We start from the raw sequence: 18,384 nt of genomic DNA, 5'->3' as shown, positions 1-18,384 counted from the left end.
TTTCCTATTACATCCGCATTGGTTGTTTTTTCCAATAGGTCAACGATCGCCAGAGCCATTCGGCGGGGCCGAAACGGAAATGCCTTAACCAAAGCGGGCTGTATAGTAATTGGATTATCCACATCCCCAAGACCATCAGCAATAACCAAAACCGCTCAATGCCGCCGAACAAACCAAAACCGTGGCCGTAAAATATGGTCGTAAATACAAGAGTGTGTATCAGGTAATTAGACAGGGCCATGCGGCCGACTGCCTGAAGCCGGGAGGTCAACCATGAGAATAGTCCTTTTTTATACAGGAGAATTATCAGGCTGGTGTGAGCTACGGCAACGAGGATACTGGCCAGATAGTTAAAATGCGCTCCGTACATCATAAACCGGATAAAGTCAAAATCATGGGCGATGGCTGTAGTCATTCCATAGGCGACTATCGGCAAACCAATTACATATCCGCTTATCATCCACACCAGATATGTTTTATTGGATTTATCACCGGCCAGAAATCCCGATTTCATCAGTCCCATGCCGATAAGCATAATTCCAAATATACGCCAGAACATCATAAATAAGAAGGCTTGAGTTTGCATCATTATCGACATTGGCCAACGAATCATAAAAGCGTCGGAAAAACTCCCACGGTAAGCGTTGATTTCTTTGGTCAAGGTTTCAGAGCTGGGGCTAAACATTACACCCATCTGTTTCCAGGCTTGCAGCATTCCTTGTTGGTCAGGGCCTATTTCTTTTCCGGCGTCAAGCGCGGCCTGGGCCTGTATTGCCTGATCACGCACATACCCTATTCCAAAACCGCTTCCGGAATAAATAATCAGGCCAATTAATAGCATCAGGATTCCAAGGATAATTAGGAATTTCGGGGAGCGGCGGCGAAATAAGTAGATAATCATACCGCAGATAGCATAAGGAAAGAGGATATCTCCATACCAGAATACATAGGCATGAATCAGGCCAATTATAAGCAGCCACATTAATCGGCGATAATAGATATTTTTAAACTGTAGATTGTTCTTCTCTGAGCGGTTCATCATTAGAATTAAACCGCCGCCGAAAAGCATCGAAAAGACGGCCATCATCTTTTCAAAAAAGAAAAAATACCCGAATTCCCACGTCAGCAGATTAATCCCGTCAAAATTACCGACAAGCGAGGGATTAAAGATAATGATGCTGGGCAGAGCGAAGAAATCTATATTAATGATTAAAATTCCCAGAACCGCCATGCCTCGGATAACATCGATGGTGGCGATTCTTTCCTGCGCGGCAACCGGTGCCAATACGGGCTGAGAAAGCATATTGTTTTCGATATTCATAGTTACCCCCAGGTAATTTTGAAAAACTTCATTTTAAATTTGTTATACCTGTCCGGCAGTAACCAGACGGGCGAAATGATCGAAAGAACGATCATATGTCCGTTCAGCATCATCAGGGAAACAACAGGCTGGTAATTGCCGGCTGTTCAGATGATAGCTGAGGCATTCGCAACAGTTGCCCTTGCGTGGGCAGGGTTCATAAGTACAGTTACACTTAGCAAGATTTTTTTCTTTTTGACAATCCATGAAAAAACACTCCCCGGTAGATGAATTTTAACCGTAAGCCTCAATAATATATTTTCATCGCGCGGAAATCAATAGATAAGAGATTGTAATCAAATATAAATCGCCCGCGAATTTGATATCGCGGGCAGGAGATGAATATATGATATAATAACTGGAAAAATATTGAAGTTAGTTCGTCAAACGAAAGCTCAATTTAATCATTTCCTTCGTGCTGAACGGAAGATCAAAGTTCGGTTCCTTATCCAGAATAATTTCCCAGATATCTCCGGGTTGAGATGTGATGGCCCGGCTTTGGCTCATCATATAAGCCTCGCTGAATTTTAATTTCTTGGCGTAAGGATCGAAGTTCTCATAGTTGGATGCGATGGTTCGAGAAATATACAGACTGAAAGTTATATTGCCATCATCGTGATAATAAACATCATCGACCCTATAATACACATAGTACAGCATGGAATCATTTTTGGCCGGATAGACCGTATAAACGGCGCATTTGTCTTTTCGGGTGCGGTCATCGGGCGTATCGTAGAATGTGCAGGCGGTTGGTTCGATTATATATTCTCCGGTTTCGTTGTCTTGCAGGGAATATTCCGAGTCGAATTCAATCTTAATATCGAGTTTCTTACCTGTTGGCGTTTTACTACTGTTTTTTTTGCCAGGCCTATCAAGATAAGCGCGCAAGGTTATATCTTTTTTTGGCAATTCCAAAACAATTTCACGATAACCATCTGTCAGCTTTTTACGGGGAATAACCTTTTCAGTAAATTCATAGCGAGGTTTTTGAGTATTGCCGGCATTGACCATCTTTTCGATATACCCGGATAACTGCAATTCGCCGTCTCGAGATTGCGACGGTTTAAGGAAAATATTTGCATCAAGAAGAATTTCTTCGGTTATGATAACCATTCCATGGGGATCGGTTTCATTGTCAATAAATATATCCGGTCGGGTGGCCGAAATCGTGAATGATTTCCCATCGCCGAAAAACTTCATATTTATTCGACCGAATTCATTCATGCCGATATTTATCTTTCCCGAAGAGATAACCGTTTTAGCATCATCCTCGGGCACAACTACCAATTCAATAGTCAAACGATCCTGTTCTTTTATGCTCCAAGAATGGAGATAACCGTCCTGGAGAGTTTGGACCAGTGTATATATCGATTTGGCTTTGTCATAGGTTCGGTTAGTATTATTGTCTTCATCGACAAGCAATACCTCTTGAGCATTAGATGTTACCGGGATTGACAGAATTAATAAAGCGATCAAGAATTTTATGGCACAAATACGCTGCATAATACACCTCCATTAATTAGTAGTCTGGTCCGATATGGTCTGGCGATGGACGATATCGGCTTGAGATAATACGATAGTATGAACTTTTGGCGTTCGGGATGTTGTCCCTGAATCCCTCATTTCAATATCAGTAGGGGGAGAAGTGAAAAAGGCTTTGTGAATAAGGAGAATAAAGACGACAGCGGTAACCCAAACAAAGGTGCGAGGAATGCGAAAATGTCCTTTTAATAGACTTCTTACCCGGTCTTCATTTTGAGCCGGCCTTTCTGAGATAGATTTATGGATACGATTTTCCAGCTCTTCCGGCATAGATGCCTTAGGCATTTGGCTAATTGCTTTGTCGAATTGCAAAGCAGAAGAGGCAAACTCACTGCATTCCCGGCAAGTTTCGAGATGCTCGTCTAACCGTTTTTTCTCCCCGTCCGTTAATTGATTATCCATTTTGAGGGAAATCAATTTTTGATAATCTTCGCACCGCATATCTATTACCTCATTTTTTCTGATCTTTCTGATTTCTTAGCCTGCTTTTGCAGCTTTTTCCGGGCTTTGAATAAAAGCGATTTTACGGCCGGAATCGATTTATGTAAAATTCTGGCAATTTCTTCATAGGAATAGCCGAAATATGTTCGCAATATCAAGACTTCGCGGTATTTATCATCCAGTTGCCCCAGGGCTCTTTCGACAAAATAAGTTAATTCCGCAGATGGATTTTCCTCGTATCTGTTTTCGATAATCTGTTCAGAATAGTCGGCCTGCTTCCGGATTCGTTTGAGGCGGGTATAACATAAATTCCGCGTCACGATAAACAGCCAGTTTTTGATATCATGAATTTCGGCTCGTTTATGGAACTGGTCATATAATCTGATAAAGGCTTCGTGAACAATATCTTCCGTCTCGGCCTGGTCATTCATCAATTTTATGGCAAAATCGTACATATTATCCTTGTGAGCCATAAAGGCTTCTTCAAATCGTTCGGCTATTGATGTCGTTTTGCTGTTCACCAAAAAAACTCCGCCTTTAATTCCTGCCTGCATTCAGTATAAAGACTATCCGGGATGTAAAAAGTTGCCGTAACTTTTATAAAACAACGCCATTTTTATGGATTGATTTTTCTGCCCCCCAAAAATCTACTCCCGGTGGGCGATGGTGGCTGAGGCTTGAGCTGTCGGCATTATTCGGAGTTGATAAATATTGACGTGGGCTGGCCGGGTGACACAAAATAAAACCGCTTCGGCGACATCCTCACCCGATAAAACCTGAATTCCCTGATAAATCGATTTTGCCTTCTCGGCATCGCCTCGGAAACGGACAACCGAGAATTCAGTCTCGACCAGGCCGGGATCGACAGTGCTGACTCGAACCGGCGTATCGACCAGGTCGATTTGCATTCCCTTGGTGATAGCATCGACGGCGTGTTTGGTAGCGCAATAAACATTGCCTCCGGGATAAACCTCATGACCGGCAATCGAACCGATATTGACAATATGTCCCGACTCGCGTTTGACCATTCCAGGAATGACGGCCCGGCTGATATACAAAAGTCCTTTGATATTGGTATCAATCATCTCTTCCCAGTCGAGCAGTTCGGCTTCGTGCAATTTGGAAAGCCCGCGTGAGAGTCCGGCGTTGTTGACGAGGATATCAATATCCCGCCACTCTTTTGGAAGAGAATTTATTTTTTCTTCGACCTCGGCTTGATTGCGCACGTCGAGGGCAAAGAAATGGCATTCAGTGGCATGCTTTTCTTTCAGCTCGATTGACAGGTCTTTGAGTTTTTCTTCGCGGCGAGCGCAGAGGATGAGGCGGGCGCCTTCCCGAGCGAAGGCTTTGGCGGTGGCGTAACCGATCCCTGACGACGCCCCGGTTATGAAAACAATTTTATCATTGACGGTTGACATTATCGTTTCTCCATAGAAATTCGATTCTTCAAGATTAATCAATCTATCCGTTTGATCCAATGATGTCAAGATTTGGGAATTAGCTTATTCTTAATCTAAATGAATCTTATTATTTAAAACTTCCACCCCCTGAAAACTATCTCTTTGGTTAGAAATTAGTCTATAACCTGCAATAATCGATAAGATGCCAAATCATGCAATTCAATATCATCACGCCTCTTTAATTGATCCCACAGCCAGTACTTGTGATGGCCACCCACGATTATCATAAATTTTTCTCCACGATAATCGGCCAGGGCTGTTTCTATGCGTTTGAGAAAACTGTAATTCCACTCTTCGTACAATGTTGCCAGTTCAGGAAAGATGCGTTCCAGAGCCGAGTAGTACGGTTGAACTTGTAGAATATCGTACTCTCGCGTTTGAAAGTATTCGATTCCATTGGGATTTCCAACAATTTGCAGCATCCCTTCAAGTTCGGCTTTTCCCTGCTCTTTCATATATTCAAGGCAAACCCTCATCTCCGGGTCCTTTTCCAAGCTTGCATAAACTGACTTCAACCTTCGTTCCCATTCCCTCGCGTCATCTGTGGGCATCTGTATTGGCACAATTCGCGAGCCAAGCTCCTGAGCTATGGGCAAGACTGCCGCGGCGTACTCGGGTTTGGAATGGCATGTCGTCGTACCATCCAGTTGCTCGGGCGATAGTTCCGCACAGATAACGCTTGGAGCGATCTCGCGCAAGATATCACGGTAGCTTTTAATGAAGTCTGGCGATGTACCTTCATCTAAGTGAAGAGAAGCAAACAGGACAACCAATGATTTTTTGACATCCTCCATTCGTGAAATCCTCTTTAATTTTGGATTGAGCATTAAATTATCGCAAATGTTTACATAAGTCAAGGAAGCGATTATTATCAAGAAACGTCAATACATATTTTACATCATGCCGTCAAACCCCTATATTACCTCCATCCATGAAAAGGCAGTTTGCGAAAAATCTGGGGTCCAACTGGGCGGTTTATTTTGCCTCGGCGTTGATATCGTTTTTTCTCACGCCGTACATAATCGGACAACTGGGGCAGGCGTCTTACGGGGTATGGATACTGGTCGGGTCGTTTTCGGGATATCTGGGCATTTTTGATTTCGGAATCGGGTACGCCGTCGTCCGCTTCGTGGCCCGCTATCAGAAAACCGGCGAACCTCATAAACGAAATGAAATTATCGCCACGTCGTTTTATACCGCCGGATTGCTTTCGGTAATAGTTATCGCAGCGACAGTATTTATTGCCTGGAATGCCGCCGGATTTTTCGATATTCCCCCGGAACTGGCCGGGCAATCCAAAATTGTAATCCTTTTGGTCGGAATTTCGATCGCCGCGGCCTTCCCGATGGGGGTATTTTCCGAGGCTCTTTCGGGCGGATTGTGGCGCTTCGACCTGTTTAATCTGGTTTCACTGACTATTTCACTATTTCAAGCGGTACTGACTATCACCCTGCTTGAAGCCGGAATGGGTTTGCCGGGATTAGGGATTTCGGTTCTGCTGGGTTCGGCGATTGGTTATATCTGGCGTATGCGTATGCTGTATAAGCTCTTACCTGATTTGTCCATCAGTCCGAGCCTCGTTAATTTCCCGGTTTTGAGGAAAATCGGCAATTATTCGTTCTTTTCGTTTATACTGGTTCTCTCAGGAAGAATTGCTTTTTATTCCGATTCTTTCATAGTAGGCATTTTTCAGGGCATCGAAGAAGTCGCTATATTCGGGATTGCTGTCAAATTGACAGAGTACTTACGCCAACTTATCTTTACTGTGACCAAATTATTTACTCCAGTCGTTTCCAGATACGATCCTGATACCGATAAGGCCTCACTGAGGCGTATTTTCTATGACGGCAGTCGCCTTAACCTGTTGGTTTCTATGCCGTTATCAGCCATGTTATTTTTTTGGGGTGGAAATTTGATTGAAGTCTGGATCGGGCCCGATTTCTCTTATGCCAAAACGATTTTGCAGGTATTATTAGTAGGACATATTCTGGCTTTTACCCAGGCGATTGGAGGTGAAGTGCTGATTGGAGTCGGGAGGCATCACAGATTTGCCATTATTTCGATGATTTCAGGGATTGTGAATATTGTTCTCTCGATAATTCTGGTTAAAAAGCTCGGACTGATTGGCGTGGCATGGGGTACGACGATTCCTTTGTCGATAATTTCAGTCGGCTATCTGCCGTTTGCTGCCATAAGGTTAATCGAGGGGAAATTCTCAGAGTTTATCTGCCGGGCGGTCATTCCCGCTTTACTTTCGTCGTTGGCTCCGGTGATTTTGATCTATTTAACCAAAGACATGACGGCGAGTTTTGGTGGATTAATCGTCTGGGGTTCTATTGTATTTATCATTTATTTATGCTCCGCGTATCTGTTGGGGTTGAGATTCGAGGAGAGGGGCAAAATAAAAGGCCTGTTGTTACGGATTTTCCGCTAATTTTTGGTTGACATTATTCTCATACCTTTGTATATCAGTCAAACCTTAATAAGGAATCATGGGAAGGGAGATATCATGAGATTCTTGAGAATTTTTGTAGTCATTATTTTTGTCCTGGGTTTGTTTTTGAATTCTGGCTGCGGTCAGCAGGAGGAGACGGTAACCCAGGATGAACCGACGACGACGGAGACAACTGAGACTACCGAGACCGCCGCACCTGATACGACAGGCGAGGAAGTTCCGGATGATACCACGGCAACGGAAGAGACTCCGACAGAGTCAACTGAGGGCGGCAACTAAAACTTACTGTTCAATATTTGAGCAACTACAGTTTGCGCAGCCTGCATTCCCGTGCAGGTTGTGCAACTTGTTTCTTAAAAGGCGGGCATAATTAAATTCGCGGTTTATTTGGTTTACATTTAAAAAGCCGCTAATGCTTCGTAAATACATATCTTTACAATACTGGCAAGACCCGCTGAGGTTTAATAGAAATGACTGGTAAAGGCAGGCATAGTGTTTGCTTGATAGGGTCAAGAGAAAATCTTTTTTGGGAGGATTTGACATCTTAGTAAGGGCTAAACGGCGTAAGCTTTTCCGTTTAAAAAGATAAGAATTAGGTTGACAACTTTCCGGTTGTAGTTTATATTAGACACGATGATACGACATTTTCTACACGTTGATCTTAGACATTAGCAGGTGATAGTCTCCTATCTAAAGTTGATAAAGAGCCTGAGAAATTAAAAAAGCAAATTTCATGATACCTCAATGTTGGGTTTGTCAAATATACAGCCTGATTCGAGTTACCAGTCAAGGGCTTGGTTCGTAGCCGCACTATAAAAAATATAGTAGCGGAAAAATGAACAGAACAAGCGCGGAGGTGAGCGACTGATATAGGTAACGGAAGTTGTCAGAAACTATATGGAAAACTGTATGGAAGGAGTAGAGCATGTCCTTCACTTGCCAGTCGCGTTTTTTAATACTTGCCTTAGCCGTCGTGATGGCGGTTATGGTCTTTTCAACTGAATCATCTCAGGCGCAGTTACCTGAGATTTATCTGGCGTTAGGCGATACCACCGTCACCGCCGGCGATACAACCGGGTGGGTCAGCGTTTGGTTCACTAATTACCAGGAGACATTGGCCGCATTTACGATCAAGATAATTATGAACAATCCGGACCTGCTTGACTTCAGGACGGATGCGGTTGATACCAGCTACCGAACGACGACGCAATATTGTGTCGAGTGGGATCAGAGCACTTGCCTTGAATGGAGGGATACTTTAATCGTCGATACAATCGTGAGGTCAGGCGCGATCGATACGGCTGGAACTTTGATCTCGGGATGGGAATACGTAACCGCGAGATCGGTTTCCGAAAATCGGACGGATATCAAGATTACGGCTATTGCCGATGCTCTTGGTCAGCCATACGTTCCCGGGATCGCGCCGCGGACGAATCCGGGATGTTTGTTTCGATTGCGGATGAGGGCCGAGCCAGAGACGATCGACAGCTCCGATAATGTTGTCGGACTTCTGATAATCGACAATTTGAGTGAGACGATGTTCTCCGATCCGCATGGAGATTTGTTTGGGGTAATTACGAGTTATTCAATATGTGATTCGACCTGGATCGAGGAAGTTTTGGTGTGTGATACTTTTTATCGCTACTGGATCTGTCAGAATTGGGATGGGCCGGATTGCCTTGATTGGATCGACACGACCAATCCCGATTCGGCCATATACGCCGATTCAACATCAATTGATTCTATTCCCAGGACGATTCGCAATGAAGCGACCTGTTTTTATGATGACGGCGACGTGACGGTTGATTTTGTCGATTGTACCTGCGGCGACGCCAATGGGGATACTTATTTTAACGTCGGAGATCCGGTCTATTTGATCAGTCACATATTTAAGCAGGGACCTCCGCCGGTAACTAGTTGCGGCCAAACCAACGGCGATCCGTATTTGAATGTCGGCGATGCCGTTTACGGAATCGCTGCCGTGTTTAAAGGCGGGCCTCAACCCATTTGCAACTAATTAGGGCGCTTATTTTAACGACTGGGCATAGATTGAGAATAAGTTTTATTAAAATAGAAACTCTCTCAAAACGAGAGATTACTACTAACCTTAAGTGGAACATTTTGAAAGGAGGTGACACGCGCATAAGAGGATTTTTTTGACACGCGCTCAAAAGAAGGAATGACTTTTTAGCTCATTTCTACTCACTTACCTGAACAAAATTTCCGGACGGCTCATCGGAATTTGTGATGGTTTGTATGAGGGGGATTGTATGGCAATTCGTTACTTGCAATTTTACGTTTTGCTGAAACATGAACTTTGGTAATGAAGGAGCACATAATGAAACGACTAATCGTTTTGCTCGCAACATTGCTTCTTTCTTTTGGGCTTACTTACGGCCAAACTCAGAATATGGTATCCCTAAAAGCGTGTGAAGATGGCAAAATTACTGAACCTCTTGACACGCTTCGTACGGGAATTGCCTCGAGTTTTGTCGTGGCGCTTGAAAACGATCAATTGCTCGGCGGTATGGGCCTGGGCTTTGTTATCTGGTCGGACGACGGCGCAACCTGGACTTGGAATGACACGGGTAATTCAAAGCCTGGTCCTCCGAGTACAGCAACTGAGTTTTACGTTAGAAAACTCGCCGGTACCCGTATGTCTGTCGATGGTGATGACGACATTTGGGATATGGGCGGTTTTCTGGTCACTTATAAGGACGTTGACAACGTATCGCCGGACAGCATAATGGTCGGCGGCGTTGCAATGTATGTAGGACTGCCGGTGGGTCCGTTGGAAGATATGGTGGAATTACTCGGCATCCCGGGCGGAACAGTGGATCCCGACGAAGTGAAAACCCTCTGTATCGATAGTGTGCAGATCGCTGATGCCGCTCCGTTCGTTTACGTGGACGAGACAGGAGCGACTTTTGTTCCGCTGGTTGCATGGGCCGAAGGCGGTCTTTGCTACCCGGTTACCAACGTGCGGAATTTATGTCCGGAATTTGCTGATGGTCTTCCTACGGCAATGACCGTTGACCATTGCGGCAGCAATAGCGTTGGTCTGTCTGCTACTGACAAAGAAGGCAACGCTATCTCATTTAAGCTGGGCGGTACAACCGGCACCGGCGCCGCGATCGTGACCGATCATGGCGATGGCACCTGCACCGTATCTTATACCGGTACTGCTGCGGATGTTGGTTCGCCTGTAACTATTGATGTTATAGTTGAAGACGCTTTCAATCCGGACTGCGATTCATGGCCTTTGACCGTGACGGTCACCAACAATGCCCCGACTATCGATTGTGGTCTTGATTACAATCCGATCGGCTTTGACGCTATAATGGTCAAGGACGATATTGTTGGTTCCGATGCTGATGATTGTGATGGCTTGGCTTATGCTCTGGTTCCACCATTAACCGGTGATCAGGCTATTGATGGTAGTACAGGTGTATTTACCTGGACGACCACAATGGATGATATTGCGACATCTGAGCATATCATCACAGTATCCATCACCGACGGTATTGCTGATCCTGTGACCTGTACGTTCAGGATTGACGTTCTGTTGACCGAACCATATGAACTCGTCATCGAGAAGATGCACGATGTCATTCAGGGTCACTATGTCGATCTTCCGATTTGGATCACCAAGGGTTCAGAAGAAATGGGCGGTTTTGACCTCCTGTTGGCTTATGACCCGACGGTATTGACATTCACTGAAGCTTCTCTCGGTACTTTCTTCCAGAATTGCGGATGGGAATACTTCACCTACCGTTATGGTTCACATGGCAATTGTGGTAACGGCTGTCCTTCCGGCGAGATTCGCGTCGTCGGTATGGCCGAAACCAACAATGGCCCGGTACATCCTGATGCTGTATGCCTTGAAAATGCTGATGAAGATGGCGAAATTCTCGTTAATCTGACATTCTTTGTCACGACTGACGTGAACGCCAACGGCCAATTCGCTCAAGTCAGCTTCTTCTGGATGGACTGCGGTGACAACGTAATCTCAGTCGCTTCCGGTGACACTCTGGCTATCTCCCGTTTCGTCTATAACTACTATGGTTCGGACGGAATGGATAGCTACATCGAAGTCACGGATAATACCTGGGGTTTCCCGGGCATGTACGGCGCTGCTGTATCCTGCGAAACCAGAACTGATAAGGGTCGGCCGATTCGCTTTATTGACCTGTTCAACGGCGGCATTGATATTATTGATAAGGATGATATCGATGATCGCGGCGACATCAACATGAATGGTTTGCCGAACGAAATCGCTGATGCGGTTATGTTCACAAACTACTTCATCACCGGCCTTTCGGCCTTTGGTAACCATGTTGATGGTTCTATCGCGGCTTCCGACACGAATGCCGACGGTACTGCCCTGACCATTGCTGACCTCGTGTATCTGGTTCGTGTCATCATTGGTGACGCGCTTCCGTATGCCACGAAGCCGGCTCCGGGCGCTCTGTTCGACGTCAAGACTCAGCTTGTCAATGGTAACATGAATGTTAGTGTGGAAACCGGCGTTGACGCTGGTGCCGCCCTGTTCGTCTTTGACGTTTCAGGCGATGCCGGTACTCCGGTCCTGCACAACAACATGGATGTCGTCTCAAGCTTTGAGAACAGCGAACTCCGTGTCCTGGTTTATAACATTGGTTCTGAAGCGATCACTTCCGGCGATCTGATGACCATTCCGGTCAACGGTAACGCCGAATTGATTAGCGTTGAAGCTTCCGATTATAACGGCAGCATGATGGAAAGCAGCTTCTATGCTCTTCCGTCAAACTTCAGCATCAATCAGAACTACCCGAACCCGTTCAAACCGACTACCAACATTAGCTTCAATCTGAGCGCTGCCTCAGACTGGACTATTGAAATTTACAACATTGTTGGTCAGCGGGTGAATACTTTCAGTGGTTACAGCGAAGCTGGAACCCAGAAGGTTGTTTGGGATTCTAAAGATGCCAGTGGCAAGTCCGTTGCTTCCGGTATCTATTTCTACAAGGTAACTGCTGGTGCTAACTCAGCCACCATGAAAATGGTCCTGATGAAGTAATCAGTTTGAATAATTTAGTGATAGGGGCCCGCGCGGCCTCTATCACTAAATAAAAAGAAGAGGAAAATAAGGGAGGTTGGATTATAGAGTACGAGATAACGAACGATTGACATGACCGAGAATAAGGATTAGCCATATGCCCGACAAAGAGCTTAATATATTGACCGACAATAGCTTGCGGGCTTTTCGTTTTTTAAAAATTACGTTTTACTCGTCATCTGTCTTCAATATTCTGCAAAGTTGTGCAGGTTATATTGTAAAGATTGTCAATTACTCGCCATACAGATTTAATGCCTCACAAAGTTACAATTTCAGGCCTCAGTTTCCAAGGTCTGGGGAGAGATAAGCGTTTTTAGGTTATTTGATATAACGAACTGGGAATTAAAAGGTTAGGGTTTTTTTTGCGGTAGTCGAGACTTAATGATTACCTGAGCTTTGCAGCATATCGCGAAATTTATAGGATTTATTAAGGGTTATTAAGACTTATCCGGGATTGGTAAGCCTTTTGCTCTTAAGGAGACTGGAGTTGTATAGCATATAAATTTGGGCATTTGATGAAAAGTTTTGCACTGACATACATGATTTTGATTCTTCTCTGCGCTTCAGTTTTAGCACAGAATGATCCGATTGGCGAAACCGACACGATATCAATCGGCCAGCTTTCAGTCCCGGCCGGGGAAAATTTCAGTGTTACCGTCAATCTCTGGAATGATGAAGAATTGGGGGCAATTACTTTACCGCTTATTTATCCCATAGATAAACTCGAATTTCAGGAAGTTGATTTTGCCGGTAGTCGGATCGAGTACCTCTCTATGACGCTGGTATTGGCCGACGATATTAACGGCACGATTTTGATCGGAGCCGTGGTCGTTATGGAAGAATATATCCAGCCCGGTTCCGGCCCGATTTGTAAGATAAATTTCAGAGCCAAAGATGATTTAATTCCTGGGGAAATAGTAATTATTGATACCACGTTTTTACCTCCTGCAGGTCAATTGTTGCTCTCCGACGCCAGTGGGTTGAATAATTTCACCCCCGCATTTATTCCTGGGGAAATACTTATCGCAGAGCAAAATCGCCCGCCGATATTCACGCCGGTTCCCGACGTGTATGTAGCGGAGGGAGATTCTTTATATATTGACCTGCAGGTTATTGATTCCGACGGCGACGACGTTCTAATCGTCAATCCGATTCATCCTTATAATTCCGAATTTGTCGATAACGGAGACGGCACCGCGCGTTTTGCCTGGCGTCCCGATTTCATCGGTCCGCTTTCGGCCGATCTGTCCCCATTCTATTTTGTCTTCTGGACTTCCGACGGAAAATCATCGAGTTATATCCGCGTCAAAGTTAATGTAATAAACGTCAACCGAGCTCCGATAATCAGCGCTCCGGACCTGATCGTGGCCGAAGCCGGAGATTCTCTGGGAATAAACGTATCGGCTTTTGATCCCGACTTTGAAAATATCGAATGGGAAATTTCAGATTTGCCCGACGGGGCTTCATTTGACTTTGAAAATCCGGGTCTGATAAGCTGGCCGAGTGATTTTTCCGATTCGGGACATTATCAGATTACCCTGATCGCCCATGATCCTTATAGCCTGTCTGATACCGCGGTTATTGAGATCGAGCTTTTGCCGGTAACATTATATAGTATTCGGATAGATACTGTGACGAGTTTTTCGGGCCGCACGGTTGACCTAAATGTTTACCTGAAAAATAAATTTGTTGTTCGCGAATATAATCTTCTGATCCGGATGGATCCTTCGGTGTTAATTCCAATAGGAATTTCCAGTACCGGGACCCGCAGCGAAAACCTGCATATATTTGACTACCGCATCAACGAGAACGGCATCAGCGGCAATGTCCGCGTCTCGGGTAAAGCCGGGATGGGCAGTCCGATTGAAAGCGGCGAGGGCCCTATCTTTACGATGACATTGCAAATCAGTTCCGATTTAACTTTTGTGGGCCAGCAGATTCCGGTGCGATTTATTCAGATGTTCTCAACCGATAATGCCTTGGTTCTGGAAGATGGCAGTATTATTTATGCTTCGGATATTAATCTCTTTGACGGTTATGTCCTGATTGCGGCCTCGGGCGTGCAGATGCTGGGAGATATTAATCTCAATAATATCGCCTATGAAATCAGTGACGCGGTGTATTTTTCCAATTTCTTCATCAGCCCGACCCAGTACCCGATGAATGAGCAGCAAATACTCAATTCCGACATCAATCGTGACGGTTATGCTCCTTCAGTGGCGGATCTGGTTTTGCTGGTAATGGTCATTACCGGAGAGTTCGATCCTCCGACAGCCAAGCCGACCACGTATTCTTATCCCGTTAGCGTGGAAATTAAGCGCGAAGAGACGGGGACTTACCTGACTATTGATTCTCCTGACGAGATAGGCGGTGTCTCTATTCGCCTGACCGGAGAAGATGTTGATAATCTCGCTCCGGTGAACTTAACGGAAATGGATTTAATGTCCGGAACGAAACAGGGCGGGTGGAACGGATTATTAATGAGCTATACCGGTAAGACGATTGAACCGGGCTCACAATCCGTAATAAAAATTTCAGATTCAAGAGATTTGAATCTTCAGATTGAAAATATAGAGATAGCGAATGTTAACGGAGAAGTTTTACAAATAGAAAAGACCGAAACTGGCGTAATGCCGTCGCAATTTGAGTTATTCCAGAATGCTCCCAATCCGTTTAATCCGGAAACAAACATTCGGTTCAATTTATATGAGCCGGGACGAGTGACGCTGACAGTTTTCAATATTCTGGGGCAAACTGTAAAAGTCTTGAGCGACGGAGAATTTCCGGCCGGGCAACATGAGGTCATTTGGGACGGCACAGATAAACAGGGCCGCACAGTCGCTTCCGGAGTCTATCTTTACCGGATAAAAGCGGGCAATAATTCGGCCTCCAAAAAAATGGTGCTGTTGAAATAATTATGAAAAAAACTTGCGAAGCATATAGAGGGATGCCATGAGGCGTTTGGCCATACCACTGTTATTAAGTCTGTTAATCGGAATATCCGCCGGGCAAGCCCGGGGTCAGGTTTTGACAGAAGAGAGTATCGGATTTTTGAAAGTCGAATATGGATTGCCGGATAGTATCGTTTCGATACCGATTTATATTCAGAACGATTCGACGGTCAGCGGAATAAGCTTTCTGTTCGAGTTCGACCATACTATTCTCCATCCGATTATCGCTTTCAATGCCGATTATCAAAAACTTTTAGATTCGGCTGATATTGATCCGACCTACATTCCGCCCGATTCGACCGAATATCAGGCGACGCCGGCTTATGATCCCGGTCTCTGGGAATTGCCCATTATAATATCGGATGAAATTAAGGATTATGGATGGGTGAATCCGCCGGAATATACGGGTATCAGTCATCCGACCTGGGCTATCAAATCCGTTTATTATAATCTCAATGCCCGCGACAGCGTTCGTCTCCTGATGGCTCCGAACTGGGTGGATTCTGCCTATGTACACAATACTGCTGGCTATGTCAGGCCGCATATTCCCGGCCTTTTGGTTTATTCGATCGATACTCTTGGTGTAAATATTGGATATATACAATTTAGAGTTGATCCTAATGCCGTGATAGAAGTGGATCAGTCGTTTTTGCATACTACGAGAAATATCCCTCAAACATATAAGAGTACTGAATTTGCCGAGGAATGGCACGATCCTCCCGGCATCCCCGACGCGCAAACGGTATCGGTGTATCCTCAGAATTTGCTGAGTTCGGTCTTTATTGTTGATACTGCTGATACTACTATCCCGCCACCCCCTCCGGATGAAAATCAACTTCCGGTTCTCTCGACAATTTCACCCAATAATTACAGCATTATGGCAGGCCAGCAAGTTAGTTTCAACGTCACCGCGACCGATGCCGAATCCGGAGTCGTCACTATTCGCGCCAACGACGGTAGTTTAACGACTCCTAATGCTAATTTCGGGATTAACGGTGTTGTTACAGGCGCGGGCGGCGTCGCGACCGGATTATTCTCCTTTAAACCTGATTTGGATCAGGTTGGCAATTTCTCATTCAAATTTGAAGCTGAAGATGATTCCGGAGCTTTTTCCGGAGCACAATTCGTTTCGGTCTTTGTCGAGGGTATCGACGAGGATATTCTGTTTACAGCTTCAGCCGAAGATATTTTCCAGCAGGGCGGTGTACCGGGACTGAATGAGGTCATGATCCCGATTAATGTTATCACCGAAAAAACGATTTATGGTGTTCAATTCGACCTCACTTACGACTATAACTATTTTGACTTCGACTCAATCATCGCCACCGATCGTATCCCTGATTGGATAATTTACGAAAATAATATTGGCGAGGAGCCCGGCCATCTAAGAGTCGTAGCGTTTGGACTGGCTAATGACGCAATGGTTCCCGGATTATCATCCGCGGTTCTTGAATTGGCTTTCTCAGTTGATCAATTCGCTACGGCCGGATGTTATCCTATTAATATTTTCGATGCCTGGGAATCAATTGATCCCGACCCCAATATGGCCGGGCTTGAGATGGTGACCGATTCCGGCTCGATGTGCGTTGATAGATGGGGTGATGTCAACTTAGATAAAAATATAAACGTGGCTGACCTTGTCAGTGTCGTCGCATTTATTATTGAAAATTATGATTTGACTCGCAGGCAATTTGCCACAGCGGATGTTGTGATAAACGACTCCGTAAACGTGATTGACTTGGTCGGTATCATCAACGCAATTTTCCTTCTTCCTATATCTCCGGATCTGGCGCCGATCGTTCCTGCAGGAGAATTCGCGTCGCTTCAGGTGCTTCATGATGAGATTACCAGCGCCGGAGTGCAATCGGAAATGGCCCTTGAAGCGGATTTGCCGGCTGATATCGCCGGGGTGGAGTTGGATCTATCCTATAATCCCAACACAATTGAAATGCTCAAACCGATGTTGACCGACGCCAGCGACGAATTTCAGATATATTCCAAAGATAACGGCACCGGCAAAATGAAGATTCTTCTCCATAGTCGGCACCCCTGGAATGATGATGAGTTAATTTCCGAAGGATTGTCTGATATTTTAACTTTGCCGTTTGTTTCCAAAGCTCCGATTAGAGCCGATGATGATTCGCAGGTACGGATTACTCATGCGGTGATAAGTACCGGAGCGGCCAAAGGCGTCGAGGTAGAGGGAATTGATCCTGAACCGATTCTGCCCGACAAATTCGCGCTTTATCAGAATCGACCCAATCCGTTTAATCCAACGACTTATATAGACTTTTATATAGATGGTTCCTCAGGAGGAGCCGAGACGGTAAGACTTGAAGTCTTCAATATTCTCGGTCAATCCGTGAAGACCCTGGTAAATGAACCACTTCCACCCGGTATGCATACTGTTGTCTGGGACGGCACCGATAATGACGGCGATAAGTCGGCTTCCGGTGTCTATCTCTACCGACTACGAGTGGGAGATAATAACCAAACCAAGAAAATGGTACTGTTGAAGTAGTTCAGGTGTGAGGGTAAAGATAATGTTTACTAAATATAAAATTCTGGCGGTAATTGTAACCCTTGGTCTGATAGTTACAACCGGTTCGGCGATGGCCCAATCGGCTCCGGTTGTATCGGGTATCCCGGATCAGACGATCGCCGAAGGTGCGTCCTTTACGACAATTAGCCTCGATAGTTATGTCACCGATGCGGACCATACCGTAGATCAATTAAGCTGGAGTTATTCGGGTAATACTGATTTTACAGTTGATATCACAGCGCGAGTGGCTACAATAACGCCGTTAACCGCCGACTGGAATGGCACTGAGACGATTACGTTTACTGCTGAAGATCCTGATTTGTTGACGGGCAGTGACGATGCGATCTTTACTGTTACGGCTGTCAATGATGCTCCGGTAGTGTCTGGTATTCCTGATCAGACGATAGCTGAGGGTTTGAGTTTTGCCACTATCAATTTAGATGATTATGTAACAGATGTAGATAATACTGACGCTGAGATGCTGTGGAGTTATTCTGGTAATACTGATTTTACAGTTGATATCACAGCGCGAGTG

Annotated in this window: 14 protein-coding genes; 7 read left to right on the top strand and 7 right to left on the bottom strand. The window is 45.2% G+C overall.

Translation table 11 applies throughout. The features are described 5' to 3' along the window. Positions 1 to 7 precede the first annotated feature (7 nt). The 7 genes from V3V99_07445 to V3V99_07415 form a co-directional block, all read right to left on the bottom strand. Positions 8 to 1,321: a DUF418 domain-containing protein gene (locus V3V99_07445; protein ID MEE9442487.1), complete on the bottom strand. Its 1,314-nt coding sequence runs from the start codon at positions 1,319 to 1,321 to the stop codon at positions 8 to 10. A gap of 42 nt (positions 1,322 to 1,363) precedes the next feature. Then, the gene (locus V3V99_07440; GenBank protein ID MEE9442486.1) at positions 1,364 to 1,567 is read right to left on the bottom strand and encodes a DUF6485 family protein; all 204 of its coding nucleotides are present in this window, start codon (positions 1,565 to 1,567) and stop codon (positions 1,364 to 1,366) included. 168 nt (positions 1,568 to 1,735) lie between these two features. After that, complete coding sequence (locus V3V99_07435) at positions 1,736 to 2,863, bottom strand: hypothetical protein (GenBank protein ID MEE9442485.1); 1,128 nt, start codon at positions 2,861 to 2,863, stop codon at positions 1,736 to 1,738. Positions 2,864 to 2,875: 12 nt separating this feature from the next. Then, positions 2,876 to 3,343, bottom strand: a complete 468-nt coding sequence (locus tag V3V99_07430) for a zf-HC2 domain-containing protein (GenBank protein ID MEE9442484.1) — start codon at positions 3,341 to 3,343, stop codon at positions 2,876 to 2,878. 5 nt (positions 3,344 to 3,348) lie between these two features. Then, positions 3,349 to 3,864: an RNA polymerase sigma factor gene (locus V3V99_07425; GenBank protein MEE9442483.1), complete on the bottom strand. Its 516-nt coding sequence runs from the start codon at positions 3,862 to 3,864 to the stop codon at positions 3,349 to 3,351. Between the two features lie 126 nt (positions 3,865 to 3,990). Next, a complete protein-coding gene (locus V3V99_07420) occupies positions 3,991 to 4,761 on the bottom strand; it encodes an SDR family oxidoreductase (protein MEE9442482.1) in 771 nt (256 codons plus the stop codon). 155 nt (positions 4,762 to 4,916) lie between these two features. Further along, complete coding sequence (locus V3V99_07415) at positions 4,917 to 5,597, bottom strand: hypothetical protein (GenBank protein MEE9442481.1); 681 nt, start codon at positions 5,595 to 5,597, stop codon at positions 4,917 to 4,919. A gap of 137 nt (positions 5,598 to 5,734) precedes the next feature. Here V3V99_07415 and V3V99_07410 point away from each other — a divergent pair, with 137 nt between their 5' ends. From V3V99_07410 to V3V99_07380, 7 genes are all read left to right on the top strand, one after another. Then, positions 5,735 to 7,237 (top strand): MATE family efflux transporter, encoded by a 1,503-nt coding sequence (locus V3V99_07410; GenBank protein ID MEE9442480.1) that lies wholly within the window; start codon positions 5,735 to 5,737, stop codon positions 7,235 to 7,237. Between the two features lie 75 nt (positions 7,238 to 7,312). Next, the gene (locus V3V99_07405) at positions 7,313 to 7,537 is read left to right on the top strand and encodes a hypothetical protein (GenBank protein ID MEE9442479.1); all 225 of its coding nucleotides are present in this window, start codon (positions 7,313 to 7,315) and stop codon (positions 7,535 to 7,537) included. A 646-nt stretch (positions 7,538 to 8,183) separates the two neighbouring features. Continuing rightward, positions 8,184 to 9,275 (top strand): hypothetical protein, encoded by a 1,092-nt coding sequence (locus V3V99_07400; GenBank protein ID MEE9442478.1) that lies wholly within the window; start codon positions 8,184 to 8,186, stop codon positions 9,273 to 9,275. 321 nt (positions 9,276 to 9,596) lie between these two features. After that, positions 9,597 to 12,317, top strand: coding sequence for a T9SS type A sorting domain-containing protein (locus V3V99_07395; protein ID MEE9442477.1), 2,721 nt, complete (start codon positions 9,597 to 9,599; stop codon positions 12,315 to 12,317). Positions 12,318 to 12,871: 554 nt separating this feature from the next. Further along, on the top strand, positions 12,872 to 15,271 hold the full coding sequence (locus V3V99_07390; protein MEE9442476.1) for a FlgD immunoglobulin-like domain containing protein: 2,400 nt from the start codon (positions 12,872 to 12,874) through the stop codon (positions 15,269 to 15,271). 37 nt (positions 15,272 to 15,308) lie between these two features. Next, entirely contained in the window at positions 15,309 to 17,828 is a 2,520-nt protein-coding gene (locus V3V99_07385; GenBank protein MEE9442475.1) for a FlgD immunoglobulin-like domain containing protein, read from the top strand. A gap of 22 nt (positions 17,829 to 17,850) precedes the next feature. After that, a partial coding sequence (locus tag V3V99_07380) for a hypothetical protein (protein ID MEE9442474.1) occupies positions 17,851 to 18,384 on the top strand: 534 nt, incomplete at its 3' end.

The organism is Candidatus Zixiibacteriota bacterium, from assembly GCA_036480375.1.
GTDB lineage: Bacteria > Zixibacteria > MSB-5A5 > GN15 > JAAZOE01 > JAZGGI01.
Note: the sequence above shows the minus strand (reverse complement) of the source record. Positions and strands in the feature narration are given on the sequence as shown.